At 55.1% G+C, this 26,215-nt stretch carries 29 protein-coding genes and 1 other RNA gene; 11 read left to right on the forward strand and 19 right to left on the reverse strand.

Features of this window, described 5'->3' with window-relative positions:
* Window positions 1-126: 126 nt before the first annotated feature.
* Both A6F49_RS11805 and A6F49_RS11810 read right to left on the reverse strand, forming a co-directional pair.
* On the reverse strand, window positions 127-681 hold the full coding sequence (locus tag A6F49_RS11805; RefSeq protein WP_150119476.1) for a hypothetical protein: 555 nt from the start codon (window positions 679-681) through the stop codon (window positions 127-129).
* A 252-nt stretch (window positions 682-933) separates the two neighbouring features.
* Window positions 934-2,067 (reverse strand): DUF4872 domain-containing protein, encoded by a 1,134-nt coding sequence (locus A6F49_RS11810; RefSeq protein WP_082911755.1) that lies wholly within the window; start codon window positions 2,065-2,067, stop codon window positions 934-936.
* A gap of 446 nt (window positions 2,068-2,513) precedes the next feature.
* On the opposite strand from A6F49_RS11810, the gene A6F49_RS11815 reads away from it, so the two are divergent.
* Entirely contained in the window at window positions 2,514-3,278 is a 765-nt protein-coding gene (locus A6F49_RS11815) for an enoyl-CoA hydratase/isomerase family protein (protein ID WP_043058443.1), read from the forward strand.
* Between the two features lie 17 nt (window positions 3,279-3,295).
* Here A6F49_RS11815 and A6F49_RS11820 read toward each other — a convergent pair whose 3' ends face one another.
* Window positions 3,296-4,495: a Bcr/CflA family efflux MFS transporter gene (locus tag A6F49_RS11820; RefSeq protein WP_043058444.1), complete on the reverse strand. Its 1,200-nt coding sequence runs from the start codon at window positions 4,493-4,495 to the stop codon at window positions 3,296-3,298.
* Between the two features lie 76 nt (window positions 4,496-4,571).
* Between A6F49_RS11820 and A6F49_RS11825 the strand changes: the two genes are divergently transcribed.
* Complete coding sequence (locus A6F49_RS11825) at window positions 4,572-4,877, forward strand: antibiotic biosynthesis monooxygenase family protein (protein ID WP_043058445.1); 306 nt, start codon at window positions 4,572-4,574, stop codon at window positions 4,875-4,877.
* On the forward strand, window positions 4,878-5,489 hold the full coding sequence (gene def, locus A6F49_RS11830) for a peptide deformylase (RefSeq protein WP_235604977.1): 612 nt from the start codon (window positions 4,878-4,880) through the stop codon (window positions 5,487-5,489). It abuts the gene before it with no gap.
* A 76-nt stretch (window positions 5,490-5,565) separates the two neighbouring features.
* Here the strand turns inward: def and A6F49_RS11835 are convergent, their stop codons facing one another.
* The 4 genes from A6F49_RS11835 to rnpB form a co-directional block, all read right to left on the reverse strand.
* Window positions 5,566-7,659, reverse strand: coding sequence for an acyltransferase family protein (locus tag A6F49_RS11835; protein ID WP_043058446.1), 2,094 nt, complete (start codon window positions 7,657-7,659; stop codon window positions 5,566-5,568).
* Window positions 7,660-7,819: 160 nt separating this feature from the next.
* A complete protein-coding gene (locus A6F49_RS11840; protein ID WP_043058520.1) occupies window positions 7,820-9,307 on the reverse strand; it encodes a glyceraldehyde-3-phosphate dehydrogenase in 1,488 nt (495 codons plus the stop codon).
* Window positions 9,308-9,431: 124 nt separating this feature from the next.
* Entirely contained in the window at window positions 9,432-10,160 is a 729-nt protein-coding gene (locus A6F49_RS11845) for an HNH endonuclease family protein (RefSeq protein ID WP_052504954.1), read from the reverse strand.
* Between the two features lie 31 nt (window positions 10,161-10,191).
* Window positions 10,192-10,552: RNase P RNA component class A (gene rnpB, locus A6F49_RS11850), an RNA gene on the reverse strand.
* Between the two features lie 64 nt (window positions 10,553-10,616).
* Here rnpB and A6F49_RS11855 point away from each other — a divergent pair.
* On the forward strand, window positions 10,617-11,366 hold the full coding sequence (locus tag A6F49_RS11855; protein WP_043058447.1) for a YaaA family protein: 750 nt from the start codon (window positions 10,617-10,619) through the stop codon (window positions 11,364-11,366).
* Here A6F49_RS11855 and A6F49_RS11860 read toward each other — a convergent pair whose 3' ends face one another.
* A complete protein-coding gene (locus A6F49_RS11860; RefSeq protein WP_043058448.1) occupies window positions 11,367-12,098 on the reverse strand; it encodes a zinc ribbon domain-containing protein in 732 nt (243 codons plus the stop codon).
* Window positions 12,099-12,101: 3 nt separating this feature from the next.
* Window positions 12,102-13,010, reverse strand: a complete 909-nt coding sequence (locus tag A6F49_RS11865) for a Nif3-like dinuclear metal center hexameric protein (protein WP_235604978.1) — start codon at window positions 13,008-13,010, stop codon at window positions 12,102-12,104.
* 339 nt (window positions 13,011-13,349) lie between these two features.
* Between A6F49_RS11865 and A6F49_RS11870 the strand changes: the two genes are divergently transcribed.
* Together A6F49_RS11870 and A6F49_RS11875 are read left to right on the forward strand one after the other, a co-directional pair.
* On the forward strand, window positions 13,350-14,207 hold the full coding sequence (locus A6F49_RS11870; protein WP_052504955.1) for a C40 family peptidase: 858 nt from the start codon (window positions 13,350-13,352) through the stop codon (window positions 14,205-14,207).
* Between the two features lie 191 nt (window positions 14,208-14,398).
* Window positions 14,399-15,439, forward strand: coding sequence for an NAD(P)-dependent alcohol dehydrogenase (locus A6F49_RS11875; protein ID WP_043058450.1), 1,041 nt, complete (start codon window positions 14,399-14,401; stop codon window positions 15,437-15,439).
* Window positions 15,440-15,452: 13 nt separating this feature from the next.
* Here the strand turns inward: A6F49_RS11875 and A6F49_RS11880 are convergent, their stop codons facing one another.
* Together A6F49_RS11880 and A6F49_RS11885 are read right to left on the reverse strand one after the other, a co-directional pair.
* A complete protein-coding gene (locus tag A6F49_RS11880) occupies window positions 15,453-16,814 on the reverse strand; it encodes a ferredoxin reductase (RefSeq protein ID WP_043058523.1) in 1,362 nt (453 codons plus the stop codon).
* Window positions 16,815-16,816: 2 nt separating this feature from the next.
* Complete coding sequence (locus tag A6F49_RS11885) at window positions 16,817-18,115, reverse strand: aromatic ring-hydroxylating oxygenase subunit alpha (protein WP_043058451.1); 1,299 nt, start codon at window positions 18,113-18,115, stop codon at window positions 16,817-16,819.
* 126 nt (window positions 18,116-18,241) lie between these two features.
* Between A6F49_RS11885 and A6F49_RS11890 the strand changes: the two genes are divergently transcribed.
* On the forward strand, window positions 18,242-19,168 hold the full coding sequence (locus tag A6F49_RS11890) for a LysR family transcriptional regulator (protein ID WP_043058524.1): 927 nt from the start codon (window positions 18,242-18,244) through the stop codon (window positions 19,166-19,168).
* A gap of 148 nt (window positions 19,169-19,316) precedes the next feature.
* Here the strand turns inward: A6F49_RS11890 and A6F49_RS11895 are convergent, their stop codons facing one another.
* Genes A6F49_RS11895 through A6F49_RS11900 form a run of 3 tightly spaced genes read right to left on the reverse strand, consistent with a single transcriptional unit; the run spans window position 19,317 to window position 20,317 of the window.
* Window positions 19,317-19,502 (reverse strand): hypothetical protein, encoded by a 186-nt coding sequence (locus A6F49_RS11895; protein ID WP_043058452.1) that lies wholly within the window; start codon window positions 19,500-19,502, stop codon window positions 19,317-19,319.
* On the reverse strand, window positions 19,471-19,911 hold the full coding sequence (locus tag A6F49_RS17760; RefSeq protein WP_150119477.1) for a cytotoxic translational repressor of toxin-antitoxin stability system: 441 nt from the start codon (window positions 19,909-19,911) through the stop codon (window positions 19,471-19,473). Before A6F49_RS17760 ends, A6F49_RS11895 begins: the two co-directional genes overlap by 32 nt.
* The gene (locus A6F49_RS11900) at window positions 19,898-20,317 is read right to left on the reverse strand and encodes a hypothetical protein (RefSeq protein ID WP_043058453.1); all 420 of its coding nucleotides are present in this window, start codon (window positions 20,315-20,317) and stop codon (window positions 19,898-19,900) included. Before A6F49_RS11900 ends, A6F49_RS17760 begins: the two co-directional genes overlap by 14 nt.
* Window positions 20,318-20,414: 97 nt before the next feature.
* On the opposite strand from A6F49_RS11900, the gene A6F49_RS11905 reads away from it, so the two are divergent.
* Genes A6F49_RS11905 through A6F49_RS11915 form a run of 3 tightly spaced genes read left to right on the forward strand, consistent with a single transcriptional unit; the run spans window position 20,415 to window position 22,289 of the window.
* Window positions 20,415-20,675, forward strand: coding sequence for a hypothetical protein (locus tag A6F49_RS11905; RefSeq protein WP_043058454.1), 261 nt, complete (start codon window positions 20,415-20,417; stop codon window positions 20,673-20,675).
* 46 nt (window positions 20,676-20,721) lie between these two features.
* The gene (locus tag A6F49_RS11910; protein WP_043058455.1) at window positions 20,722-21,018 is read left to right on the forward strand and encodes a hypothetical protein; all 297 of its coding nucleotides are present in this window, start codon (window positions 20,722-20,724) and stop codon (window positions 21,016-21,018) included.
* Window positions 21,019-21,062: 44 nt separating this feature from the next.
* On the forward strand, window positions 21,063-22,289 hold the full coding sequence (locus tag A6F49_RS11915) for a UPF0158 family protein (protein ID WP_043058456.1): 1,227 nt from the start codon (window positions 21,063-21,065) through the stop codon (window positions 22,287-22,289).
* A gap of 55 nt (window positions 22,290-22,344) precedes the next feature.
* On the opposite strand, the gene A6F49_RS11920 is transcribed toward A6F49_RS11915, so the two are convergent.
* On the reverse strand, window positions 22,345-22,710 hold the full coding sequence (locus A6F49_RS11920) for a DUF998 domain-containing protein (protein ID WP_150119478.1): 366 nt from the start codon (window positions 22,708-22,710) through the stop codon (window positions 22,345-22,347).
* A gap of 356 nt (window positions 22,711-23,066) precedes the next feature.
* On the opposite strand from A6F49_RS11920, the gene A6F49_RS11925 reads away from it, so the two are divergent.
* Entirely contained in the window at window positions 23,067-23,282 is a 216-nt protein-coding gene (locus A6F49_RS11925) for a helix-turn-helix transcriptional regulator (protein ID WP_150119479.1), read from the forward strand.
* 276 nt (window positions 23,283-23,558) lie between these two features.
* On the opposite strand, the gene A6F49_RS11930 is transcribed toward A6F49_RS11925, so the two are convergent.
* The 4 genes from A6F49_RS11930 to A6F49_RS11945 form a co-directional block, all read right to left on the reverse strand.
* Window positions 23,559-23,753 (reverse strand): helix-turn-helix domain-containing protein, encoded by a 195-nt coding sequence (locus A6F49_RS11930; protein ID WP_043058458.1) that lies wholly within the window; start codon window positions 23,751-23,753, stop codon window positions 23,559-23,561.
* Window positions 23,754-23,957: 204 nt separating this feature from the next.
* Window positions 23,958-24,152 carry a hypothetical protein gene (locus A6F49_RS11935; RefSeq protein ID WP_043058459.1) on the reverse strand — a complete coding sequence of 65 codons (195 nt, stop codon included), beginning with the start codon at window positions 24,150-24,152 and terminating at the stop codon, window positions 23,958-23,960.
* A gap of 334 nt (window positions 24,153-24,486) precedes the next feature.
* A complete protein-coding gene (locus A6F49_RS11940) occupies window positions 24,487-25,641 on the reverse strand; it encodes a hypothetical protein (RefSeq protein ID WP_043058460.1) in 1,155 nt (384 codons plus the stop codon).
* A gap of 57 nt (window positions 25,642-25,698) precedes the next feature.
* A complete protein-coding gene (locus tag A6F49_RS11945) occupies window positions 25,699-26,073 on the reverse strand; it encodes a hypothetical protein (protein ID WP_043058461.1) in 375 nt (124 codons plus the stop codon).
* Window positions 26,074-26,215: the final 142 nt, after the last annotated feature.

Consider the following 26,215-nt stretch of genomic DNA (forward strand, 5'->3'; position numbering starts at 1 on the left):
CAGAAATAAGGGCTTGGCCAAATCAAAGCTACGTTAGCGGCCATCTAGGGTCCCTACAAGCAGCTTGAATGGGCCAGAGGTCACCCTCCTGAAGATAGAGCGACATGGTTCACCTGCTTGAAATACTTACTCTTCTGCATTGTTCCGTGGGGTTCCTTTAACTGCTTCTATAACCCTCGGGATGCCGGACAGAGCCGGAAGGGTTAGGAGCCAGAAAGCATTCGGATTGGCCATGAGTACGCCACCTATGAAAGCACCGGCAACGCCGAAGAGCACCAGAACGAGAAACCCAATCATTCCCACAACTGTTGCTACTGCTTCAGCAAGTGAGGAACGCTTTTCGATAGTGATCCTGGTCTCGAGGTCAATTTCGGCCATCCGCATGATGCGTTCGGGGAAGTCGTTGCCGGCCTGTGCGTATCCTCTCAGTATTGCAGGATGAGGTAAAGGTCCCCTGTAGGATTCGATATAGGACGCACCACTGTCAGTTTCTAGCGCGCTCTCGGGGAGTTCTCGTCTGCCGATTGGCTGATCGCGTTCCCCACCGCTGACCAGCTTTGCTCGACGTATGTCTTCGTTTTCGGTTTCTGCTGGCGAGGAACCTTGAGACCCAGCGCGAGCGCTATGCCCCGGTTCAGGCTTTTCGATATGCTCACTGTCGCCTCCTTGTGGTTTTTCCATGGGACCATGATTGCACTCGTTAACATGTCTGTGTCGCGAGACGATCACGATGTGGATAATTCTATTCTCCTGCCATCGTACCGTCGCTGCATTGCATACTGCCATCATCATGAATTCTTCTAGCTATCCATACGTCCGATAACATTTCTTGGTTCCCAGGGGCTGCGATCTCAGAGGGCAACCCAAGTAACATCGTTCACTTGGCAAGCACGGTCAGGACAAAGTTCGTCCTTTCCCCGTATAGAAGTGCACCTAGCGCAGCGCGGCGACCACGTCGGATAACTTCCTGGCAGCCTGTTCTTCACGGTCTGCCAGCTCATCGAGATGTTCTGCCATCACGCGAAACAGCTGGGCTCGATCCTCGACGGACGTCTGAGGATCAATCACGTCAATAAATGCGTCCCAGCGCGGGGCCAGCTCACGGTATCCATCAATGCAACCTTCGAGCGCGTCCAGCCCTTCGAGTTGTGCGGCTTCAGTAAGAAACTCAGCATAGATGCCCCGCAGCCCACCGTCTCCGCCCCACCGTGGGCTGGCCGCCAACGATTGCAGCATTTCTAACCCTGTGGTCAGTCTGTGCTGGTCAGCAAACAGCGCCGGCCAACCACGTTTGGTTCGTTCGTCTCTCAGCAACTTGGCGAAGGTTCGCATCCCTTGGACACCAAATTTCGGCAGCCACGACGATGGAACACCGGTGAGGGGCAGGGTGCCCAACATTCTTGCGGTGGTTTCCTGGATCGATGCACGCACATTTGCCGTGAGCGCCTCGATACTTGGCTGTAGTGCAGTGGGATCGACGCTGACTGCCCAGTGTCGATCGGCTTTGCGTTTGTCTCGTGCATGGGACAGTTCATCACGCGAGGCTCGGTGAAATTGCTGATCATCGCCTGCACCAAGATCCAGGCCGCCGCCGTCGACCAGATAGGAGTCTGTCTCACGGCCGACAACTACGACGTCGATGGATTCTTGTAGCTCCAGACGATCCGAAGCAATCCACGGCAAAGCGCCGTGCGTCACCCGTACCATCGCGGCGCGACCGGCCTCGAGTGCTGCATCGAGTGTCTTCGACGCTACATTGGCGCTGGTCGTGTTCGTACGCTCCAGCGCCACCCCGGATCGTTCTAACAAGTTGTCGGTAAAAGGTTCAGGGTGTGCCCGCAGCACGACCGTAGCAGTGGTGAGTTCCTCGTAGGCAAAGGTCGCAACCATAAACCCGATGCCACCGGCCAGTCCGGTCAGCATGGCAGTACTCAACGGCTCCCCCTGTTGCGGGATTGAGGATGCCCGCCTGCGAAAACACTCGCTGCCAGAGCGCGGCGTCGTATTGGCTTGCAGGGGCTTCGAAGCCGACGGGAACCTGCGGATAGTGTGGCAGTAGGCCGACATTTGCGGTTTCGGTGGCCCGCGTGGCTAATAGATGACGCCGGGCGGCTGTGTAGCGTTCGCCCGTTTTGGCCATGCGCTCGCGCACGAGTGCTTTGAAATGTTTATTCTGTACCACGACAGAGCCTTTCACACGGATATCGATCAGGTCCCGCGCACCGCGACAACATCCGCTACAGAAAGGTGTCGTTGAGTCACCAGCCCGGAAGCTGAACCTCCTTTGCCCCGTGGATCCGGTGGCGTGGGCACCGGCGGTGGGGTTGGGCGTTGGGCTGCGCCACTGTTGATACTGCGGGAAAACACAAAACCCGTAAACGCCGCAATGATCAGCCGTTTTGCAGCTCGTTGCAGGTCAGTCGATCGTTATCACCGAGGTCAACAGCCTGTATTGTGTCTCACAGCTGGTGCCCTAAGGCGCTTGCTATCACGATCAAGTAAGAGGAAGGTATATGTCGATTCAACTCTCCGTGCATAACGGCGTCGGCACCGCCACGATGAACCGTCCTGAGTCCTTGAACTCCATCACCGCAAAAGTGTTGACCGAGTGGGCGGCAGGCATCCAGGAACTCGCGGATACCCCAGAGGTCAAAGTCATTGTGCTCACCGGTGCTGGCCAGGCCTTTAGCGCCGGGCTGGATTTGAAAACACCGTTTGATACCGGTGACGAAATGCCCTGGAGCAACGAGACGAATCCGGCAAATCGTCTGTCCAAGGCGCTGAGCTATGGCATTGAGTTCATCCGTACGCTGGCGCGGGTCAGCCAGCCAACGATTGCTGCGGTCAACGGCTACGCGATCGGTGCCGGGCTCTCCTTTGCCGCCGCCTGCGATATTCGCATCGCTTCCTCGCAGGCTATGTTCTCGGCACCGTTCGTCAAGCTTGGAATTTCCGGTGGCGATCTGGGGCTCTCCTGGTTCCTGCCGCGCATCATCGGGCTGCCCAAGGCCACCGATATGATCCTGAACTGTCGTGAATACACTGCTCAACAAGCCATGGATATGGGCCTGGTGACAGGCATTGAAGACGACGTCGTGGCGGCAGCCCAAACCATGGGTGAGCACATGTCGAGGTTTGAACCCTATGCGATGACGGCCTCGAAACGCCTGTTGAGCGCTTCTCTGAATTCATCATTGGATGCCCAGTTGAATGCCGAGGCGACCGCCCAGGTTCTGGGGTTCTTTACCGATACCGCCCAGGCCCTGGGCCAGCAGTAAGCACCTCGCCCCAAGGGCTAGCGGGTCCTGAGCAGCAGCCGGACGGCCAGAGCGGCACCCACCGAGATGGCCACCAGGGTCGCAATAACCACGGCCATGGGTACGGCTGAGGTCTCCCCCGCTACACCAACCAGCGGTGTGGTGATGGTGGCCAGCAGAAATTGTCCGGCGCCCATGACTGCGGCACCTGCACCACGAGTGGATGGGGTGGCTTCCGCTAGTCCAATGGCGTTGGCATTCGACATCGTCAACCCGGCGCCTGCGGTCAGAACGAAGGCCGTGACTACAAACCCGGGAATGGTCAGTGCATCTGAGGCAATCTGGATGACAAAGGCCGCTGCTGCCATGACCAGCAGTACCGACCCGACACTAAACATGGCTTGCGGTCCGCGAGCCACCGCCATGCGGGCATTGATGAGGTTGGCAAAGATCAGCGATGAGGCGGCCAGCGCGAAACTGAGCGAATACGGCACCGGCCCCATCCCAAGGATCGACTGTCCCACAAACGGTGAGGCTGCAATATACGACATCATCGCCCCGAAGCCGCACGCGAAGCTGATGGTTGAAAACAGGAACACCGGCTTCTTCAGGATCGTAAAGATTGACGCGTACGCCGCCAGGATTGGTCCGGTGGTGCGTTGGTCTTTCGGTAGCGATTCGGACACAAACGCAAGCGCCAGCACCCACATCAGTACGCCGAACCCGGCAAGCACCGCCAGTACGCCGCGCCAGCCCAGTAGCTCGGCGATGACACCACCAATCGGCGGGGCCAGCAACGGACCCAGACCAATCACCGTGGCAATTAAACTCAGTGCACGAACGGCGGTGGCCCCGTCGGACAGATCGACGGCAATGGCTCGGCCGAGGACTCCCCCGGCCGCACCACCGAGTCCTTGGAGGAATCGGGCCACCACAAAGAACCCGATATTCGGGGTGAACATCAGTGCCACCGAGGTGAGCGCAAAGATGCTCAGAGCGATGAGCATGACACGTCGTCGTCCGTATTTATCTGACGCTGGCCCCAAAATCAGCTGGCCAAGGCCCAGTCCAGCCAAGAAGGAAGTCAGGGTCAGCTGAACCTGCGTTGGTGTGACTCCTAAGGATTCGGTAATGTCGGTAAACGATGCCAGATACATGTCGGTCGAAAATGCGGCGGTCGTGGCAATCGTTCCCAGCAGGGTCAACAACCCCGCTGTTAACCGTGGTTTGTGCGTCATCTCATCTCTTTCATATCCTGTCAGAGGATATCCTGAAAGGTGACGTGAACCTGTTGTTTTGATGAAGGAGACACCCGTGTCGATTGTGGTTATTAACGCGCTGAGCGTTCCAGAAGGTCAAGGCGAAGAACTCGAGGCACGCTTTGCGGCGCGCAAGCATGCAGTCGATACGGCTGAAGGCTTTGAGGGCTTCAACCTGTTGCGCCCCACCGGCGACAATACCCAGTACTTTGTGTACACTCAGTGGGCCTCGCGCGAAGACTACGAAAACTGGCGGGATTCTCGCGATAACGCCGCCGCGCACGCCTCCGAGGACGGCAAACCGCGCAAGCCGGTGGCTTCGGGTTCTGACCTGCTCGAGTTTGACATCGTGGAGCTGTAATTGGCATTTGAAGGAAAGATTCTGCCGATCGTCATTCACGGCGATCCGGTGTTGCACCATCGTGCCGCAGAAGTCGAAGAAATTAATGACGACGTTCGCCAACTGGTCGCGGATATGCACGTCACTCAGGAGGCCGCCCGTGGTGTTGGGCTGGCTGCACCCCAGGTGGGTGCGGGCTTACGGATTTTCACCTGGGCCTTCGAACACACCGGGGATGCCCCACAGCAGGGTGAAGTCATCAACCCGGTGCTCACATTGCTGGGCAAAGTTTCGCAAGAAGACCCGGATCCGGAGACCGAGACCGAAGGTTGCCTCTCCGTGCCGGGGCTGGGCTATCCGCTGAAGCGTTCGGATCATGTGCGCCTACAGGGCTTTGATGTCGACGGCAACGAGCTTGATTTCGAAGCACACGGCTGGTTCGCCCGGATCCTGCAGCACGAATTCGATCACCTCAATGCCACCCTGTATATCAACCGATTGAACACTCGCTGGTCAAAACGGTGGAAAAAGGAATTGCGCAAGCAAGGATGGAACACCGCCGGCAACACCTGGATGCCCGGTGAAGATACCGATCCTTTCGGACATGATGAGGACGCCGACGACGACGCGTAACGCTGAATAGCGCAAGAACACTGCAGCCCTTGGACGAGGTGAATTCGTCCAAGGGCTGCTTTCATGAAAACCGCCGCTAGTTCAGGTACTGCGGGAATACCTGATGCATTTCCCGCTCAAAGGCTGGAGCCATTGAGTGAGCATATTCTGGAGTGAAATGGGATCCGTCGTACCAGACGATGATGTTCCCGACCACAGCTTCACACCAGGCATCTGAACCTTGGTCAAGGTTTTCACAAACATACGGGTTCATATCGATGGTGTGGGCGCCATCGGGTAACTCCATGGTCTCCAGCGGGTTCGGATTGGCGGCATCGCCTGCGATCACACCGCAGTCTTGTGGTGCGCCACCGTTTTGGAGACACCGGCCGCCGTCGTCTCCTGGTCGTGGAGTGCCCCGTACCAAGAGGAGATCGATGCCTAGGTCCCGGATTTCATGCCAGCGGTCTTCGGCGCCATTCATGATGACTTCATTGCTTTGCTGACCCACAATCCGAGTTGCAGAGCTGATGACGAGGTCGACGTCGTTGATATTCAACCACTCAATGAAGTTGTCATTCCAGGACTGGCAGACCGTTCTGTCTGGGTTGTCATTATTTTGCAGTGGGCACCCGGATTTGGTGACGACCTGAACTTCCCAACCGTACTGTTTGCCGAGCGAGCGCACTGTGCTCTCCCAGTGGCCCGAGTGTGACCCGGCGGCCAGCACAACCCGTGCGGTGGGGTTGGCTGGGGCCTGGGGATCTTCGCACACAGAGATCGTGTCGGTACCTGGCTCTTGGCCACCTTCTTGTTCACAGTCCTGGAATTTATAGGGTGGTAAGTCACGATGCAGCCGGTCTAATCCTGGAATGAACTCAGCCTCACCAACGGCATAGTTGTCACTAATGCTCAGCGCTCCGGGATGCACGGAAGTATCCAGCGCCACAGAGGCGGTCATGCGATCACCGTCGGTGGGTATGTGAGGAAACGCAATGAGAACTCCCGCGGCCATTGCGGTTGCTCCAGCACTTAGAGAAATCCAATTCAGTCGCGGACCGCGTCGTGTTTTGCCAAGGCGTTCGAGGGGTTTCTCCACGAATGTGTGCATGAGCATGCTCAACACAATGGTTGCAGCGAAAATGATGGCTGCCCCGCGGATGCCTACGGCGTCACGGTCGCGCAGGGTCAGGTAGAACACCAGCAGCGGCCAGTGCCACAGATACAGTCCGTAGGCGTGATCGCCGATCCAAGCAAAGACTCGGTTGGACAGCACACTTGGAGCAGCACCCTTTTGAACAGGGTCCTGGCTGTTAGTGGGAGCAGCCAGCAGAATCAGGGCGAAGCCAACCAGCGGCCATAGCGCCCATGGTCCGGGGAACATTTGGGCGCCCTCCAGAATGAATCCCACAACGATAACGGAGACCAGACCGATGTATCCCACAATGAATCGGGTTGTCCTTGCCAGTCGAATCCGGTCGATGACGATGGCCAGCAGCCCACCGAAGGCAAACTGCCAGACTCTGGTGCGAGTCATGAGATATGCCTCATCTTGGGCATAGGCCCCGACATAGACCGCATACGCCAAGGAGGCAATCAGAACGGCGGCCAGCAACCAGGCCATGACTTTGGCGACAGAGGTTCGGAAGCGTCGTGCAAGCCAGTATGTGCCCAGGACGACGAATGGCAAGACCAGGTAGAACTGGCCCTGTACCGAAAGGGACCAGAAGTGTTGGAATGGCGACACGTCTTGGCTTGCGGCTTCATAGGACAGGTGGGACCGAATCAGTTCAACGTTTTCGAAGTACAGCAGTGAGGCAAGAGCTTCGGTCCAGACCTGTCCGTGCTGCGGGGTCGGGAAGACCACTAGTCCCACCGCTACGGTCGCTGCAATAACAATGGCTGCCGGGACGAAGATCCTGCGAAACAGCCGACCAAAGTATCGGGTGAAGTCTAGCCTGCCCCGTTGTTCGGCGACTTCGCGGAGCAGCATTCCGGTGAATAAAAATCCCGAGATGGTCAGGAAGATATCAATGCCACCCGATACTCGTCCTGCGCCGAACAGGTGGAAGAGGACGACGCCCAGGATTGCGAGCCCGCGAACGCCGTGAAGCTCGGGTCGGTATCGCCTTTCAGGAAGGTTCTGAGCAATCCGTTGCCCCGTTTTATGCTCAGATATTTCTTTTAACATATGCAGTTTCTCTCAAAGTCTGAGCACAGCTCACACTTCGTATCTTTGTGCTGTCGATTACGTGATGACTATCTATTCATTGGCTTCTGGGAGAGCATTCTCATGACGCCAAGAAAATGAGGCCGCCCATCGGACGGCCTCATCTTCGTAACGTTAGCGCTTAGGCTTTAGCAGAAGCTGCTACCTGGCTCTTTGGGAACACTGGAACGTTTTCGCCAGCCATTTTCTCAACTGCGCGAACAACCTGGGTTGAGTACCCGAATTCGTTGTCGTACCAGACATAGAGGATCAGATTGGATCCACCATTGGAGCCCTCGTTGACGATGGTGGCAAGACCATCAACAACACCGGCACGGTCGGAACCAACAAAGTCGGTGGAGACTGCATCGTGGGAGTAGATGTAGTCGATCTGTTTGTTCAGGTCACCGGTCAGAGATTCCTGACGCAAACGAGCGTTAATCTCATCCTTGGAAGTCTCACCATCAAGCTGCAAGTTCAGGATGGCCATCGACACGTTCGGGGTTGGTACGCGGATCGCGTTACCCGACAGTTTGCCGGACAGTTCTGGCAGGGCTTTGGCAACAGCGGTGGCGGCACCGGTTTCGGTGAGCACCATGTTCAAAGCAGCTGCACGACCACGGCGGGAGCCTTTGTGGAAGTTGTCGATCAGGTTCTGGTCGTTGGTGTAGGCGTGCACGGTTTCAACGTGACCGTGGTGAATGCCGTACTCGTCGTTGATAACTTTCAGAACCGGGGTAATCGCGTTGGTGGTACAGGAAGCAGCCGACAGGATGGTGTCTTCTGCGGTGATGTCATCGGTGTTGACGCCGTAGACGATGTTCTTCAGGTTGCCTTTACCTGGGGCGGTCAGAATGACCTTGGAAGTGCCCTTGGCCTGCAGGTGCTGACCCAGACCTTCTTCATCGCGCCATACACCGGTGTTGTCGATGACGATGGCGTTGTTGATACCGTATTCGGTGTAGTCGATTTCGGCCGGGTTCGAGGCGTAGATGACCTGAATCTTGGTGCCATTGGCGGTAATGGTGTTGGCTTCATCATCGACTTCGATGGTGCCGTTGAATGCCCCGTGAACGGAGTCGCGGCGCAGCATCGAAGCACGCTTGTGAATATCATCATCCGAGTTACGACGTACAACCATGGCACGCAAACGCAGTTTGGTACCGCCACCGGCACCGTCAAGCAGAATGCGGGCTAGCAGACGGCCAATGCGGCCAAAACCGTATAGGACAACGTCGGTGGATTCTCCGAGACCTTCACCGTTTTTCTCAACGATGTCGGACAGTTCATTGCGCACGAAGTCTTTGACGTCGCCGCCGTTTTCGCGGAATTTGTTGACCATACGGGCCAGATCAACCGAGCCAGCGCCCAGGTTGAGTTCTGACATCGCCTGCAAGATGGCAAAAGAGTCTTCGACCGGAAGGATCGCTTCATCAACCTGACGAGCAAAGCGGTGAGCTTTCAGGATGTCAACTACTGATTCGTGAACGAGGCTTCGACCGTAAATGGAAGTCACGACGTTGTTGTTGCGGTACAACGAACCAATGAGCGGAACCATTTGCTCTGCCAACTGTTCACGTTCGCTCCACTGTTGTAGAGTCTCCTGCGTGCTGGCGGTGATATCTGCCACGATGTGGTCCTTTTCTGCAGAGTGTGCGAATGGCGAAGAAGCCAATCTGATGGAAAACATTCCCAATCTTAGCGTTTACACGCCAAAGGATACATGTTTAACGTTGCGGTCTACAGTTCTGCCGCTATTGGCGAAGCAGGTCCAGCTCGTCAGCGGTGGTGTAAACCGGTTGCGTTGGACATTCATTCAGTACACCGTGAATTGCATCGTATTCTGCTTGCGTGACCCACAACTCGTATTTGGCTTTCACGGCCGTTTGGATGGACACGAACTCACAACGAAACGCCTTATTCGCTGGCAACCACGTGGCCGCATCGGCATCGGACTTTTGCTGATTCGCCGGGCCATCCACAGCCAGTAGGTTCAGCGGATCGTTGGCAAAGCGCTTGCGCTGTTCTTCGGAGAGTTCTTGGGCGCCTTTCTGCCAGGAATCCGACAGCGCTACGACGTGGTCAATCTGAACGTCAGATGAGGTTGCAGGCCCACGTAAGAAATTGATGGTCTCCCCGGTGAATGGATCATCCAGCACACCACTCAGTACGGTGCACCCATTGTCTGCCAGCATTGCATTGTCGAGGTCACGCTGCAAGATGTCATTGCGACCATCACAACCATTGCCGTCAGGATCCAACCAGCCGTTACCGAATTGATCGCGACTGTACCCAGTTTTGGGTGCCCGGCCCTTTACCTCCAGCGTGTCTAACTGCTCCAACGCGGTGCCTTCTTGCGGAACATATGCTTCTTCCTGCTGGGTAGGAAAAAAGTAGGTCACTACAAAGTAGGCGCCGACCACCAGAATCAGGATCGGCAGGGGCAGCTTGGCTAATTTTGAAGTTTTTTGTGACTGGGACAATGTTTTCTTTCACACAACCGGGGAAGCTAAAACGGGATGGAGTGCTATAAGCCGGATTCTGTCGCCTCACAATTATGAGTCGTGAGGCTGATGATCATCTATCTGGTCACCGCGTTGCCGCGGGACTCAAGCGATCAACCCGAACACTGGGCGGGCCGCCTCATAACGTGTTCTGCTTGATCTTGCACCAGATGGGGTTTACCGAGCCGAGCGTGTCACCACGCCCGCTGGTGGTCTCTTACTCCACCCTTTCACCCTTACCCCAGCACCTGGGGCGGTCTACTTTCTGTGGCACTAGCCTGCGGATTGCTCCGAGTGGGTGTTACCCACCATCCTGCCCTGTGGTGTCCGGACTTTCCTCGACCGAAGTCGCGATCATCCGCAGCTCCATCCCGAACCTCTTATTTTAGCCAAGATTGGTCCCGGCACGTAATCGGACCTACTAAACTGACGCTCATGCTGATTTTGTTGCCCCCATCTGAAGGCAAGACCCCACCTGAAACCGGAGAACCCCTAGATTTCAATTCCCTGCTCTTCCCGGAACTTTCCGGTGAACGGCGTACCATTTTACAAGAGCTTCAGGTGATTTCCAGCCTGCCGAACGCTCACGAAAAACTCAATGTGGGCAAGTCGCTGCAGCACGAAGTCGCAGCAAATCAACATATCTTAGAGGCACCTACGGCACCGGCGTGGCAGGTTTATACCGGGGTTTTATTTGACGCGTTGGATTATGCGACGTTGGAAAATGTCGACGACGACGTGACGCTGGTGTTTTCGGCACTTTTCGGTGCGACACGGCTATCCGATGCGATCCCGGCCTATCGCTTTCCTGCAACCGCAAAACTTCCTGGCTTTGGGCCAATGGGTACGTGGTGGCGGGAGCGTCTGACTGATCAGATGGCTGGTCTTGCCACTGGTCCGTTTATCGACTGTCGCTCCACGACATACCGGCCGTTTTGGAAAAGCCCACCATTGCTGACTGTCACGATCGATGTGTTCCAGCGGGTCAATGGTCAGCTCAAGGTGGTCTCGCACTGGGCAAAACAGGCTCGCGGCTATGTAGCCCGGCGATTGCTGCAAGAACACGCGCGCAGTCCGATCTCGTCTTTGGACCAAGTCACTGAGGCGGTCAGCGGCCTCTACGAGGTGGAACTGGTTCCGCCAACGACGCGTAAAGCAGCATCATTGCGCGTGCTGTTGAACTGATCAGCTCCGCACAAGGATCGCACCGGTATCGGGACAGTACGCCAGTTCATTGGCTGGTGTGTTCTTGATGTCAGCCAATTCAGCCGGTGCGATTGGTAGCCCTGCACCAGATAGTCCTGCGGCAGTGAGCTCAACAGCACCGATCCCCTGGTTTTGGTCCCGCAGTAGTTCGTATTCAGAAACCACGTCTGATGGCAGTTCTTCGGAGAGTAATTTACGTTCGGCGGTGAGTTCCTTGCCTTGCAAGGACAGCTGTTGACCCTGTTCATTAAGTGTCGTAATGCGCACGTTGACTGCTTGTTGTGCTTCAGCAATCTGCGCCTGTTCCAACTCCAATGCCGCCTGGGATTCTTCTAAAGTCTGGATCGCTTCCAACTGGGCGTCTTCAAGCTGTGCAATACGCAAGGTCAGCTCGGCAATCTCGATGGTGACCGCTTGAACGTCACGGGTGGCGACTTGATCTGCGTCTAACCTGGACTGCATCCCGTCACGCCGTTTCGTGGTTTCTGCTACCACGCGTTCGGCTTCTTGAGCTGCAGCTTCGTGCTCTGCTACCTGCGCTTGTGCAGTCTTGGCACGTTCAACTGCTGCAGCGCCGCCCTGGCGAAGCGAATGGAGTTGTTCGTCATGTGGAATATTGTCAATCTGGGTGCGAACCCGAACCAACTGACTGTCCAGTGATTGCAGATCGAGCAGTTTACGTTGTTGTTCAGGAGTAGCAGTAATAGCCATCAGTTATTCCGTTTCGGTCGTGATCGTCTTGGTATCGTCGCCCGAGGTCAATATGAAGTCCCACGGATCAGTATTAATTGCAGAAACCGCTGTTGTTACGGTGTAGCCCTCATCTGCCAAGGCGCGCTCCAATGCGTTTGCCCCGGTAGGAAGCCACAACCACTCGGAAGCAAAATGTGAGACATCAATAAGGTAGGGTCGATCGCCACTCATCATGGCCTGCTCGCGTGCCTCAGATGCCGGGTGATGTCGCAGATCTGCGGTGATATACACGTCGGCTTCGTGCTCGCGCACAAAGTCAAACAGACTATCGCCGGCTCCCCCGGTGATCGCAATCTTAGAAACGATCCCGTTGGGATCACCAGCGACTCGGACGCCGCCAGCAACCGCAGGCATGGCACTGTAGACCCGAGCTGCGAAGTCTTCTAATTGCATCGCATGCTGCAAGGTTCCAACGCGCCCAATGCCTTCTTCGACCAGTCCATCCTCAGCGGCTGCCAACGGGACGATGTTTTCTAGCCCCAGAATCTCGGCTAGGACATCAGACACTCCACCAACCGCGGAGTCAGCATTGGTATGGGCGGTGATCAGTGCACAGGAGTTCTCTACCAGCGTGTGCACGACCTTGCCCTTAAAGGTTGTGGCGGCCACAGAGGTCACCGGTTTGAGAAACAGCGGGTGGTGGGTGATGAGTAAATCCGCATCGTAACCGACCGCTTCATCCGCAACAGCTTGGACCGGGTCGACCGCCCAATGGATGCGCTCAATGATCTGCTCCGGACGCCCAGCAACGATCCCTGAAGCATCCCATCCGGCTTGGAGACTGAGTGGCCACAAAGATTCCATCGCCTCGATAACTTGCGAAAGAGTGGGGTGAATTGTTGTCTGGGATGAACCCTGCTGAGATGCCATACCGCCCATTGTGCCTGGTACTGATGTGGAAATCACCCTTTAACGAACCAACATTCCTAGTCAACTCAGTTATCGAGATGATGACGGAAACGAACACTAAATAACAATTAGGTAACACTCAGTCGAATCACAGTATTTTCTGAGGAGCTTGCTAAATCCCTGCAAACAAGCGGATCATAAAATCCAATTGTCGGAAAATCGCGCCTAGATCGTTCACTCAGGTTGCAATTGAATAACAAGAATGTCACGCTTGATAACGATCTGATAACAACGAGTTATCGGAACGCGTCTGAAAGTAGATGCGGAATAGCTAACACGTCGTCGTTTGAGAGAAATACCATGTCCTACCCCACTCGCCGAGCACGCATTGAAGCCGAAAAAGCACAGCAGCTTGCGCTGCGATCAAAGCGGAGCAAGAAATTCTCGCTAGGTGTTGCCAGCCTGGCCACCGCCGCTAGCGCCACTTTCTTCGGCATGGCACCAGCCAATGCAGCGCTTGACGATGTTCCAGCCCCAAGCAGCTCGCAAGCAGACACTGCTTCGCAGAGCTCCAGTGCAGCTGGCACATACACCGTTCAGTCTGGCGATACGCTTTCAGCTATCGCACGTTCGCAGGGCGTTTCCCTCAACGAACTCCTGAATGCCAACGATCTGTCGGCATCCTCAATCATCTATCCTGGCGATGTCTTGAAACTTTCGGGTTCGTCTTCTTCCTCCTCGAGCTCGTCAAACAGCTCCCAGGGTAGTTCGTCTTCCCAAAGCGCTCAGTTTGCGAGCGCAAGCTCAGTCTCGACCGCTTCCGTATCAGCTTCCGGCCCAAAGGCTGCTGCCATTGATAAAGCCCTAGATATCGTGAACTCGGGTGCTGCCTACCAGTATGGTGGCAATGGTCCAAGCGCGTATGACTGCTCTGGCTTCACCAAGGCTGCTTTCGCTGCCGCTGGTATCGAGTTGCCACGCGTCTCCTCGGCTCAGTACAGCCAGGCAAAGTCCTACGTTTCGTTGGATAACCTGCAAGCAGGTGACTTGGTGTTCTGGTCCAACAACGGCTCAGCATCCGGTATTTACCACGTTGCTGTGTACGTTGGTGATGGCAAGATCGCTCAGGCCCGTAACCCGCAGGCCGGCATTAGCGTTGACTCGCTGTCCACCTACACAAAGTACAACCCACCATTGAACACCGCTGCACGTTACTAAGCCCTAACGTAGCGATCTCTACCGCGGCTGCACCGATACGGTGTAGCCGCGGTAGTGTTTAACAAACGGCCATTTCCACGCTTTCAGGCACGTCAGTGAGCAAAGCGCACCAAGGTGTGCAAAGACCTACAAGAGATGCCTCTGTGACTGATGTCTACCAGATACTCACCAGAGTTTGATATAGGTTGACCATGACAACTGAGACTTCAGCCCTCATGGCCCCAGACCCCAGCGCACCTTTTGAACGCGGAACTATCACACGCCGCGCCTTACGCAGCGACGACGTGCTCATTGAAATTGCCTATGTCGGTATCTGCCACTCAGATATTCACAACGCCCGTGACGAATGGGCGCCAGGAACCTATCCCATGGTGCCCGGCCATGAGATCGCCGGGATCGTTACCGAAGTCGGCTCGGCAGTCACCAACTTCAAAACTGGTGATCGAGTCGGCGTTGGTTGCTTTGTTGACTCGTGTGGAGAATGTGATGCCTGCGTCAGCGGCGAAGAACAGTTCTGCAACCGCAAGACCATGACCTACAACTCCAAAGATGCCCAGGGCAATATCACCTATGGCGGGTATTCAACCCACATCGTGGTTCGAGAACACTATGTGCTGCGTATCCCCGAAGCCCTCTCGCTCGAGTCAGCCGCTCCCCTGTTATGTGCCGGGATCACCACCTATTCACCTCTGCGCCATTACAACACCGGCCCAGAATCTCGCGTGGCAGTCATTGGAATGGGTGGATTGGGCCATATGGCGGTCCAATATGCCCATGCGATGGGAGCACACGTCACCGTCATCTCCCAGACGCGCTCCAAGGAAGCCGACGGACGTCGCTTTGGCGCCGATGATTACCGTGCTATGAGTGAGCCGGGCACCCTGCAAGCCCTGCGTGGCAGCTTCGATCTGATCATCAACACGGTATCGGCCAACATTGATACCACCGCACTGCTCCATACGCTGCGACTCGATGGCACCTTGGTGTTTGTTGGCCTGCCGGTCGATCCACAGGCCTTCCAAGTTTCTGCCTTAACCTCCCGACGACGCTCCATCGCTGGGTCGAATATCGGTGGCATCCGCGAGACCCAGGAAATGTTGGATTTCTCGGCAGAACACGACATCGCTGCTCAGGTCGAAGTCATCACAGCCGACGAAGTCACCGAAGCTTTTGATCGTGTGGTGGACTCGGATGTCCGCTACCGGTTCGTCATTGATGCCGCCACAATTTAATCTCTGGTGGATCTTATGCCTCAATGATGAGGTCGCTGCAGGGTGTGGAGCAGCAGGGTAGAAACTTTCCAGCGTCAATTTCCCGAGCACGAATGCCGCCTTGGTGATGCATTTCTACTTCGCCCTGGGTCTTGTTGCTTTTACACGACCCACACATGCCTTGTCGACAGTTCATGGGGAGGCGAATACCAGCGGCCTGAGCAGCATCGAGCACGTTCTGTCCGGGATCGATACGCACATTTTTGCCGGACCGAGTAAAGCTCATGACGAACTGACCAGTACCAACGGTTTCGAAATCCTCAAGACTCACTCTGGCCCCCTCGACCAGTGCCCCCTGGTCGACGGATCCGCTGAGGAGCTCCGGTGTTCCCATAGCGTCTGCAGGCTCATGATCTACGGTAAGACGATCAAGTTCTGAAGACTGGTATGCATTCGTAAGAATCGTTGTCTGGGACGGCTCTTGGGCAAGCCCATTGGCAACGATAATTTCGTCGCGATATTCCTGTGGTAATTGATGGTCGTCAGAAAAGTACTCAACGTGGATCGATGAATCATCAACTCCCACTTGACCAAGCAGTACTTGTGCGTGCTGTAAATACCCTTCAGGACCGCACGCATAGACCTGGCGGCCATTGGCATCCGGCGCAATCTCGTCAAGCATAGCTGCGTTCAATCGTCCAGAGAACCAAGCCCACGAATGTGGCAACGCGCGATCACCTAAAGAATAGTAGATCTTCATCCGTGAATCCGTCATAGCAAGATAGCCCAGTTCCTGCCCGAATGCGAAGCTTTCGGGGTCGGCGGCGTGATACAACACAATGACGTCAGCACGACCCGGTAGCGCCCGGATCGTACGAATCATGGACATGATCGGGGTAATCCCGGCACCCGCAGCAAGCAACAGGTACCGGGCTCTGCGATCCGCATCCGGCAAATGGAAAGTGCCGACCGGCCCCAGTACATCCAACACGGTTCCGGGACGAACATGTTCATGGACCCACGGGGATACCAAACCCTCAGGATCTCGCTTAACGGTACTGGCGAAAGTCCACGGGGCAGTCGGTGCGCTGGATATGGAATAGCTTCGGCTCACAGGTTCGTGGTCCGAACCATGCACCGGAAAATCGATATTGAGGTACTGGCCCGCTCGAAACGCCAGCGGAAGACCATCTGCGCGTCGAAAAACAATGGTCATCATATCGTCGGTTTCACTGATAGTTTCCACACATTCCACTAAAAACTCCTGTGGATGCCATGGATTGAGCCCTTGCACCGAACCTGCTGTATCGGTGCTCAGCCCACGATTCCACGGCATTTCCAGGCCGCGTATCCGCTGGACTTCGGTGGTGTATTCGGTGATCGGTTCACCAGTCATCGTCATGGCATGTACTCCCGCGCACGTTGGATGTACCAATTGATAAAGGCTTCGACCTGATATTCACTCCGCATATAAGGGCCCTGTTCATACACCGGACTGCTGATACCCCGCTGCGCAAGTTCCACGAGCTCCTGATCCTGGGTATTTGTTTGCTCCCATGTATGGGTGAGCTGCTGCAAGTCATAGTCGACCCCTTCGACTGCGTCATCAGCCACCAGCCACGTTGTGCGGACCAGGGTTCGATCGACGCCGATCGGAAACACAGCGAAGGTGATCGCGTGATCGGAAAGGAAATGGAACCAACTATTGGGCTGCAGGTGCATCGAGCAACGGCCCAGACGGAAATCCGGAAGATCACCTAAGAGTTTTTTCGACAACCGGCGGCCATCTACGGAGAAGGACTCCCCTTCGCCATCAAGGGCATCCCTGGCGATCCGGATACCCACGACGCGGGTATCAAGTTCTTCGATTTCCTCATAGGGCAAGCCGTACCTTTGGCAGCGCTGCCGCAGCACGTCTTCAGCCTGAATGCTACGTTCCCAGGCCTCTTCCAAATGCGGTGGGACGAGATCTTCGGTGAGGCCATAAGTTGGGAAATATGAGCACAGAAGTTCAGGGTGACCGTCACAGTGGTAGCACTCGCGATTGTTTTCCATGACAAGTTTCCAATTTGCACCTTCGATGAGGTCTTGCTGATACGCGACTTTGGTTTTGGTCAGCTCATGTGGTGCCACGTAGGGCTCAAAAATCTGACTCACGTGGTCAAAATCCTCAGGAGGCTCTTCGGCCAAGCACACGAAAATGAGTCCGGCGACCACCCTGCTATGTGCTCGACGTAGCGCAAAGCACTGTTTGTTAAAATCCATTTCTCCAGGAATCGAAGCGTAGATCAGCTCGCCTTCCGGAGAATAGGTCCATGAGTGATAGCCACACACCAAATTGCCTGTGGTGCCGGAGGATTGGTTCATAATTCTGGCACCGCGATGGCGGCACACGTTGTGCAGAACGTTAATTCCGCCGTCATCATTGTGGAGCACGATCAGCGAATAAGGCCCGTAGTCCACCGTGACGTAATCGCCGGGTTCGGGAAGTTCCGCGATGCTTGCGGCAAAGAGCCAGTGTTGTCCAAATATGGCTTCGGTATCGAATTGGAATAGCTGCGTATCGGTATAAAACGGTGCCTCGAGCGAGAACCCTTCACGTCGACGCGCAAGGAGCTGTTCAATCTCAGCAAGTTTATCTGAGCTCATCCGGGAAGTTTTTGATCGTACCGTCGATGCGTTGATCGTTTCAGACATTTTGCTCTTCTCCTTACTGTTGACATACCGCAGCTGCCACCCAAGGTGATGTTGATTACAATTCTAGGAAAGGAGTATATACAAGAAAAGCGTGATTAATTTCCGAATTCCATGCACAATAGTTGCATGATTGATCCTCGGTTATTGGTCCTTCGTACGTTTGCCAGGTGTGGCACGGTTGCTGCCACCGCCGAATTGACGGGCTACTCACCATCGGCAGTCTCGGCACAACTCAGGGAGTACCAGCGTGCTGTGGGTATGCGGTTACTTGCCAAAGACGGTCGGGGTTTACGATTGACGGCCACGGGGCGCTATCTTGTAGATCGCACAGACCAGCTAGTAACCGAATGGGAAAGAATTCGATCGGCTGCGCTGACTGCGGGTGACCAAACACCCAAGACCTTTGGGATTGGCGGGTTTTCAACGGCTGCCTCAAATCTGCTAGCTCCACTGGCCGGTCACCTGAGAGATTCCATGCCGAATGTCGATGTTCATGTGGTTGAGGCGACGCCAGCTCGATGCTTTGACCTACTGATTGCCGAACGAATCGACCTTGCCGTGGTGATTGCGATGCAGGCCGATGTGCAGGTTGATGACGACCCGCGTTTTGAACAGATCGCACTGTTGGACGATCCACTAGATGTCATGGTCGCCGCCGATCATCCAATAGCCCAGCGGGAATCCGTAACACTTCAGGAGCTTGCCAGAGAGGCATGGATCGCTGATGCGCCGGGATCGTCATATCGCGCCCTGTTTACGGCTGCGTTTACGGCGGCCGGAATTACGCCAAAAATCACTCACGAGATCGCCGAATGGGAAACTGGTATGGCGTTGGTCGAGGTAGGGGTTGGCATCGGGCTAGTACCGAGGTTGGCCAGTTTCGAGACTACGCGCGATGTGGTGCGAGTGCGCATCAGCGGAGAGCACAGTCCAACGCGAAAGATCGTGGCGGTCATGCGCGCAGGAAGTCTCGAGTCACCGTTGATTCACCAGTCGCTTGACCATCTTCGCCAAACGGCACGCAATATCTTGGGAACGCGCCGCCAAGCGTGATCCGCGAGGTCCAGCGATAGGCTCTACTGACTAAGAGTATGAGTTCAGGGCCTCAATGAACGACAGCTACCAGTACCCCTTGGACGCAGAAACCTACACTGGCTCGCTGAGCCCATGAAGCCTAGTCACCTCACCGCACGAGCACGGATCAGAGCAACATCCAAATACCAAGCGACGACAGGCTGATGAGAATCACTGCAGCAATAGCGCACCACCAGAGCTCAAACCCTGCCAGGAAGCTGACAGCTGATGGAATCAGGATGATCAGTGCCACGATGATCAGCACTCTTTCTAAACCGATTTCAGCCTTCAGAATCGCGTAATAGTTGTGCATAGAGTTCGGCTGCTTCGCTTACGTTGAGCTGTGCGATCTCGGCATCTGAGACACCCAGCCTCGTTAACTCCCGGTATAGATAAAGCGGCACCGGTTTTTCTATTTCAACTCGCTCTGGTCCACCACGATCCGGCAGTTCTGATTTTCTGACACATGCCCAAAAAGCCACTGAATCTACTTCGAGCTGTTCACGAAGGATGTGGTTCCACATCCTGGCCGCATATTGAGTCCCATTGACGGGTCGTGAAATACGGGTACGCAATATCCTTCCGTCCCACAGCTCAAGCACATACGTTTTATGGTGCCGAACCGGCTGCCCTTTGGCACCACGCTTCAGTTCCCATTTTTCATGGATACAAAAAGTATCATGATCATCGCGCGTCGCCGGTGGAAACTTACTCGCCATCACGCTCAAACCAGTCTCGCAACTGCTGATCGCTCGACAACGTCACCAACTCGACAAGCGCCCAATTCCCAGCATGATTCGGTGCACCAGATAGGTGTTCGACCCAGTCTTCAGCGTACTCCCGCAGTGACTCGATCAAATCGTCGAGTGCATCATCAACCGTGAGCCCTTCCGATACGAAGGGCCGTGATTCCATAAAAACAATGATCCTGTCATCTTCATGAGCAACTTGAATCTGCGGCCGGACGGTCTGTGTCAGGAGTTCACGAAGTTTCTCTGCGGATAGGACAGCACTTTTTTCATGTCCGCGAGCAATAGTGACAATTTGGCCACGATCAGCTCGATCGAGCACTTCTTTCAAATGAATCCTGGCGCTTGAAAACGATGGATAGTCTGCCGAAGGAAGCATAAGTACCTCTTTCGAAAACCTCAAGAAGTGTACATAATGTACTTATCGTACCTGCTTCGATTGGAAAAGCGAATACCGCAAGCACCTGCGACCGCCATTGAGCTCCGTTCCCATCGACGGACGCCACTCCGGGCTTGCCATCACGGTACAACGTTACGTAGCTGACCCCAACGAAACGTTGCTTCACCAGCGACTGACCAACCTGGGACCAGCAACAGCAGCGATCTTGTCTGCAGCTAATGACTCACAAGCCAACAATATCGTCGGCGAACTGCGAGCGCTGAGAATCCCTGTACTGCCCTTGCTCATCGCAACGCTCCGCTGGCATCCACGGGCTGCTCCCCCAAGCTTTCACTGAGCTCGCGAGCATCGCACGCGATCACCTGGCAAAGCCACAACGCGCTGTGGATGATTGGTCGATCGATTGGACAAGCCCCGGTGGCAACGATGCCGACGAGCTCGAACGCTTCCTCAAAGCAAAAGATGAGCGCATCCTAGAATGGCCTCTGGCCAAACCACGCCGTCAACAAATCCATATGTTTATTGACCGCGCCGGACTGCCCGTGAAGCATGCAGCGCGACGCCAAGGCAGTCCCCCACGTGTTGGTTCTGGAAAAGACCCAAGATCTGTTCACCCACGAACCCAGGCACGAAAACAAGCCGAGCACGTTCTTGCCTGGATATCCGAAACTATCGGGTAACCGGAGGCATGTATCTCACGCACATCTTCTGTAAGACTTGAGGCATGGCTAAAACCTGGTTATCAATTTCAGTGGAACTGCTGGGTGGTCGTGGCGAGGAGCTCTGGTCCTACCCCGGCCGCATCTTCGCGGTCGGCCCCTCGCACACTTTTCAGGCCTTCGCCGAAGCAATCAACGTAGCCTTTGCACGGTGGGATATGTCGCATCTTTGCGAATTTATGCTCGAAGATGGAACGACCATCGTTGACCCCGCGTACCAAATGAATCTTGCCGATCCGATCAGTCAGCCTGCCGATATGTCCACGGCAAAAGTAGCGCGCGCTGTCCAGCCGGGAGACCAGTTTCAATTCGTCTACGACCTCGGGGATCACTGGACACACCAGTGCACGGTAGACACGGTCAAAGTCGATCCGGTGGAAGTACTTGGCATCCGGCCCAAAGCACCGCTGGCCTACTGGGGCTGGGGCAACATGCCCGATCAGTACGGCCGGCGTTGGCCCGATGACGACGGTGCAAGCAGCCCTCCGCGGCCCCCCGCAAAAATCCACTCCATGCTCAGCAATCAGTGGCTCGGCCAAAAACGGGCACCACAGGTAGACATGCGTGAGGTGCGCGGGGCTATCTACAACGGTGCTGCTGACGCGTTCCGCTCAGCCATCACCGGCCCCGATATCGACGACGCATTACAGCAAGTCGCAGCTGGTGCACCGCTCCTGTTGGAAACTAACACGAAGGATGACAAAGCTCTGGTGGCTACCATCATCAACCGCCTCAACTGGCGCGGTAACCCAGGTGATCAACAACTGGCCGATGATCTGTTAGCACGTCTGCGCAACGAGTCACTCGCCGGAAAAGCCCTTCCCGTAGATTTAGATATGTTCGCCGAATTAATCGAAGGCGACCCGGTCACAATGGAGGGCGCGTATCTGGATTCGGTCACCGGCGCCGTGTTCCCTCCAGATCTGACAGATCCAGTCGCCGTTGGAGACGAGGCGATTGACGTGGAATCCGATCCAGAACGGTATCTATGGTTCGAGCGGATTGGCGGCCGTGATGGCTGGAACGATATGGCCGAATTCGCCGAACGCCTGCCTGATGCACAGCTGAGTGAACGTCTTCTGCAAGCCATTCGCGGTAAGGGCGCTTTCCGTGCTTTCGGCAACCTGGTGTTCGATACAGAGCTAGAAACACAGTGGAACATCTTCTCAACCGACCGGCAGCTTGGCCGAGCTCGCCAGCGACTTGCAGACGAAGGCATCCGCCCCGTTTAACACGCACCGACGAACGATCGTAGGGTGAAATACACTCCATGAACACAGCGGCAACCTACAGCAGGCCGGGCACCAGATTTGCACGTTGGATCAACCCGGTGCGTGGCGAATCTCGATCCCACGTTTGGCCGAATGCATCAGCTGTAATAAACAAACCGGCGGCCAAGGCAAGTGAGATCACCGTCCAGGCCACCCCTGGCAACACGAAAGCTGCGATCACTGCAGCCAGAGGTAATGTAAAGAACACCGCTTCTCCGGCGTCATCATGCAGCTTGTGCCAGAGTGTAAAACTGCTCGGATCGCCTTGCGGTGTCCCGGGTGGATAACTGTCTATCGGATCCATCCGGAATATGCCAGTGTGGATATTGTGTAAAGCCATAAACCAGCGGTTTTCCACGTTCGATGCCTTATAGCGTGACACTGCCATAGTCTGCCCAGGTGCGGTAGCCTTAACTAATATGACGCAGCAACAGGGATCCCAAGCAAATAGCAATCACCGCACCCTGATCATGGGCGGCGGATGTTTTTGGTGTCAGGACGCTAACTCGTCATCTCCCTTCGTTGCATCGGCGCCCAGGAGCACCTTACAGCTGTGTCTTTGAGCCGAAATCACGTCATAGCCTTTCAGAGCCAATCATTCGGTTTCACATCCGTGCACTCTCAAATGTGCTCTTAAGTTGCTCTCAAAAGTGTCCACTATCCCTACTGTTCACACCTGTTCATTCTATCGCTGAGACTGGTCATCAGCTCGGATCGCGCGCCGGACACTGTATAGGTATGACGCAAACACAACATACCCCAATGACCAAAGCAGACCTACCGCGCTTGATGACCCGACCAGAGGTAGCAGACTACCTCAATATCTCTACAGGGACCCTGGCCAACTGGAATTCGGCTGGCACCGGTCCAACGCCGGTAAAGTGGAACAGTCAGTCAGTGATGTACTTGCCCGAAGACGTGCTGGACTGGGTGCATAGTAGGCGCGCAGAATGAAAACTCAAACAGCAGCGCCCCGGCGACCGTATCGGTAACCGGGGCGCTGCTGTGTTGAGGCGACCCTGGGCGCATCTGTTGGAATGGCATCGGCAATGCATTCCCAGCCAACCTGTAGGACTGCAATGGTGTTAGACGATGTAGCGCCCAGCACCGAAAGCTTGGAGGCGGTCTGCGTGTTTATGAGATCATAATGGTGGTTGAGATGGTCAGGCTGCAAAACAAAACGTGGACCCTGCCATGTTTAGCCACCAACGATGTTTATCGGCACGAACCCTAGTCTTTTTCCTCTTCGACCACGGCTGCACCACCAGAGCGCACCCAGTCATCGACCTCGGAAGCTTTGAACTTCCACAATCTGCCGATTTTATGAGCTGGCATGGCTCGATCACTGATCCAGCCGTAAATCGTATGCTTTGTAACGCCGAGGTGTTCGGCCATGTCATCAGCAGACATCCAGGGTTCAATCATAGGGTCTCCTTAAAGACGCGAACTTATGATCTCCTATGCTAATTCGCTAAGCTCCATAATCTCTGATCGTATCCTACATACAAGTGAGTGACACCAGAATCATGCACCCATCATTGCCGTCACAACCACATGCACCTACCGCAACCTCCTTTAACACCAGAACACCACCGTGTCTGAGATGTCGAGTTAGCCGGTAGTAAGCCTTTATCGGCGGATCGGCGCCAAGAGGTTGCCAGCCACCTCACCTTGTTCGCCATTATCCCACTGGACATAGCACCTTGTAGTGAAGAACCCTCCGACTTCGACGATGGTCCCGGTCATACCTTGGGGAACTGATGTAAAGAGTCCAAATCTGAGGTTAGCTGTTGCAATAACTCGTTGGCCTGGTCCAAGCTTCACGATGTCTTCCTTTGTCACTGGTATTGCAAAATTATCTTGACGATCTAATGCATCATTGCTACTGACATCACACCTGATGTATGTCGGGTATCCCGAAACTACCACGATGTTGCACCTCATGCGGATTGAGTGTCACTACCTCTTGTAGTTCCCACGATGCAAGCAATAAGAGTTCCGTCCTATCAAATGAATCGTGATAATTACAAAACTATGAGACCGACCCCGGTCAACCCTGGGTGTATAGCAAACGAGCGGAATGACAGCAGGTGCGACAGACGATTACGCCCCGATAATCACGGTGATCATCGGGGCGTAATGTAAACGCTGAATCAGCCTAGGATGCATCCTCTGGAATGCATGGACTGGCAGAGCTATCGACGAAATCATCGGGGTCTTCATAGAAGAAATCCGAGATGATGTTGTCGCTGCCGGTGGTGTCAACGGTCGCCTCTAAAGTGCGAGGCCCATCCACGACCGGTTCCATTTCATCGGCAACCCAAGCCCAGCACACTTGCATCTCAACGGTACTGTTGTCACGGTAGTGTTGCGAGCTGTAGTCATGCAGCCACACGTAGGACTTGGCCTCATGTTCGTATGCCGTCCACCAGGATTGCGAAGGCGTTGGACGGTGTGGCATTTCGATGGAATCTGCCAGGTCGTGAGTCATCAGTGGCTTGGCGCGAATCAAGCCATCAGTGTGGTGCACATCTTCTGCGGTATCCCAGGTGGTGGACACTTCAGCGAAGTGCAACGCCAACGCATCGACCCCCAAGCCCTTGTTGTCAGCTGTGGGCATCGAGATGTCGCCAGGATTCATATCTTGCAGCGCAGTGTAGCTGGGTCCATCGTCCGGTATGACGGGTGGGTCTTCATCTTTGATGTCTTCGATGATCTGGTAGTTGCTAGTACTGTAACCTGCATCGTCCATCCAGACTTCAAAATCTTCTCGACCCTGAGCTTCGTGTCCAACATACAAGTGGAGATGGATGGCAAAGTCGTGAGCATCACCCTCCGGTATTCCCTGGTATGCGCCGTAGTATTGGTCCTCTTGCGGTAAATCGCTCAAAATAGGGTGCTTGTCAAACATGCCTTCTGCACGGTCGTGGTATTCCTCTGTAATGACCTGTTCATCGACCACACTGTCTTGCTCATCAACCAGCTCTTCGGCCTCTGGGGTTTCTGGCACCAGGCCAAAATACACGGTCTGTGCCTCCCCCGGATCAACAGTGAGAGGCAGCGATTCAGGGGTGAATCCCTCTCGCGATGCCTCCACGATGACATCGCCGGACAATTCGACTTCCAGCATTTCACCACTGGCAACCGAGCCATAGTCTTGACTGTCAATGGCAATGTCCACCTGGGTTGGTGACAGTTCAAAGGTTAGTTCTGTCTTTGGGGTGCTCCAAGGGCGCAGTAGCGCCAGGACAATTACGGCAATCAATCCCAGTGTTGCAGCAATTGGCCAGTATTGTTTGATGGGCTTTGACATGGCCCTCCTTTCCAGTGCGCTGGGCAATGTAGTTTGTTTGACAGTGTCCGGACGACCTTACGAGCTCACCAAGCGAGCTACCTCGTAACCGCCGCGATTGTCGGATAGATAGGTAATGTGACCAGATGGTGGTCGAGTGCTCAGCGATGCTCCTTGTGAACTGCCATCAATCCCACTGTGTCGCTCACCGGTGTAGATGAAGATGTGGCCGTTCAAGAACAGGATGTCGCCGGACTGGAGGTCGCCAACACTGGAAGGGTGGAAGGTCTCATACTTGTCACTGCCGCGCAGATATGACTGCATCACGGCGGTGCCTCGGATTGGAAAGCTCTCATCTGCACCACTGGAGCGCATCACGGTCGAGACAAAGACACCACAGTCGGTGAAGTATGCCGTATGTGTGTCGGGGTTGATGCTGGTAGAAACTTCCACAAATTCAGGCTTTGCCCTGACTTGCACAAGTTTAGTGACCCGTTTTAGGTTGTGAGCTTGAGTCGGTCCAGGATGTGGGCTGCGCCGGGGGTGATGTCTGGCGGGAAGGTGATTTCGTGGTCGCCGATGCGGCCGGTGAATT

Source organism: Enteractinococcus helveticum (assembly GCF_001657475.1).
GTDB lineage: Bacteria > Actinomycetota > Actinomycetes > Actinomycetales > Micrococcaceae > Yaniella > Yaniella helvetica.

Bases quoted from the DNA above. Each gene is read 5' to 3' on its own strand.
- A6F49_RS11880 (WP_043058523.1), bottom strand. From the start codon at position 16,814: ATGACTGGTGAACCGATCACCGAATACACCACCGAAGTCCAGCGGATA.
- A6F49_RS11805 (WP_150119476.1), bottom strand. From the start codon at position 681: ATGGAAAAACCACAAGGAGGCGACAGTGAGCATATCGAAAAGCCTGAA.
- A6F49_RS11815 (WP_043058443.1), top strand. From the start codon at position 2,514: ATGTCGATTCAACTCTCCGTGCATAACGGCGTCGGCACCGCCACGATG.
- A6F49_RS11900 (WP_043058453.1), bottom strand. From the start codon at position 20,317: ATGCTTCCTTCGGCAGACTATCCATCGTTTTCAAGCGCCAGGATTCAT.
- A6F49_RS11835 (WP_043058446.1), bottom strand. From the start codon at position 7,659: ATGTTAAAAGAAATATCTGAGCATAAAACGGGGCAACGGATTGCTCAG.
- A6F49_RS11885 (WP_043058451.1), bottom strand. From the start codon at position 18,115: ATGTCTGAAACGATCAACGCATCGACGGTACGATCAAAAACTTCCCGG.
- A6F49_RS11930 (WP_043058458.1), bottom strand. From the start codon at position 23,753: ATGATTGAACCCTGGATGTCTGCTGATGACATGGCCGAACACCTCGGC.
- A6F49_RS11870 (WP_052504955.1), top strand. From the start codon at position 13,350: ATGTCCTACCCCACTCGCCGAGCACGCATTGAAGCCGAAAAAGCACAG.
- A6F49_RS11865 (WP_235604978.1), bottom strand. From the start codon at position 13,010: ATGGCATCTCAGCAGGGTTCATCCCAGACAACAATTCACCCCACTCTT.
- A6F49_RS11890 (WP_043058524.1), top strand. From the start codon at position 18,242: ATGATTGATCCTCGGTTATTGGTCCTTCGTACGTTTGCCAGGTGTGGC.
- A6F49_RS11925 (WP_150119479.1), top strand. From the start codon at position 23,067: ATGACGCAAACACAACATACCCCAATGACCAAAGCAGACCTACCGCGC.
- A6F49_RS11820 (WP_043058444.1), bottom strand. From the start codon at position 4,495: ATGACGCACAAACCACGGTTAACAGCGGGGTTGTTGACCCTGCTGGGA.
- A6F49_RS11895 (WP_043058452.1), bottom strand. From the start codon at position 19,502: ATGCACAACTATTACGCGATTCTGAAGGCTGAAATCGGTTTAGAAAGA.
- A6F49_RS11940 (WP_043058460.1), bottom strand. From the start codon at position 25,641: ATGTCAAAGCCCATCAAACAATACTGGCCAATTGCTGCAACACTGGGA.
- A6F49_RS11860 (WP_043058448.1), bottom strand. From the start codon at position 12,098: ATGGCTATTACTGCTACTCCTGAACAACAACGTAAACTGCTCGATCTG.
- A6F49_RS11915 (WP_043058456.1), top strand. From the start codon at position 21,063: ATGGCTAAAACCTGGTTATCAATTTCAGTGGAACTGCTGGGTGGTCGT.
- A6F49_RS11855 (WP_043058447.1), top strand. From the start codon at position 10,617: ATGCTGATTTTGTTGCCCCCATCTGAAGGCAAGACCCCACCTGAAACC.
- A6F49_RS11810 (WP_082911755.1), bottom strand. From the start codon at position 2,067: ATGTCGGCCTACTGCCACACTATCCGCAGGTTCCCGTCGGCTTCGAAG.
- A6F49_RS11875 (WP_043058450.1), top strand. From the start codon at position 14,399: ATGACAACTGAGACTTCAGCCCTCATGGCCCCAGACCCCAGCGCACCT.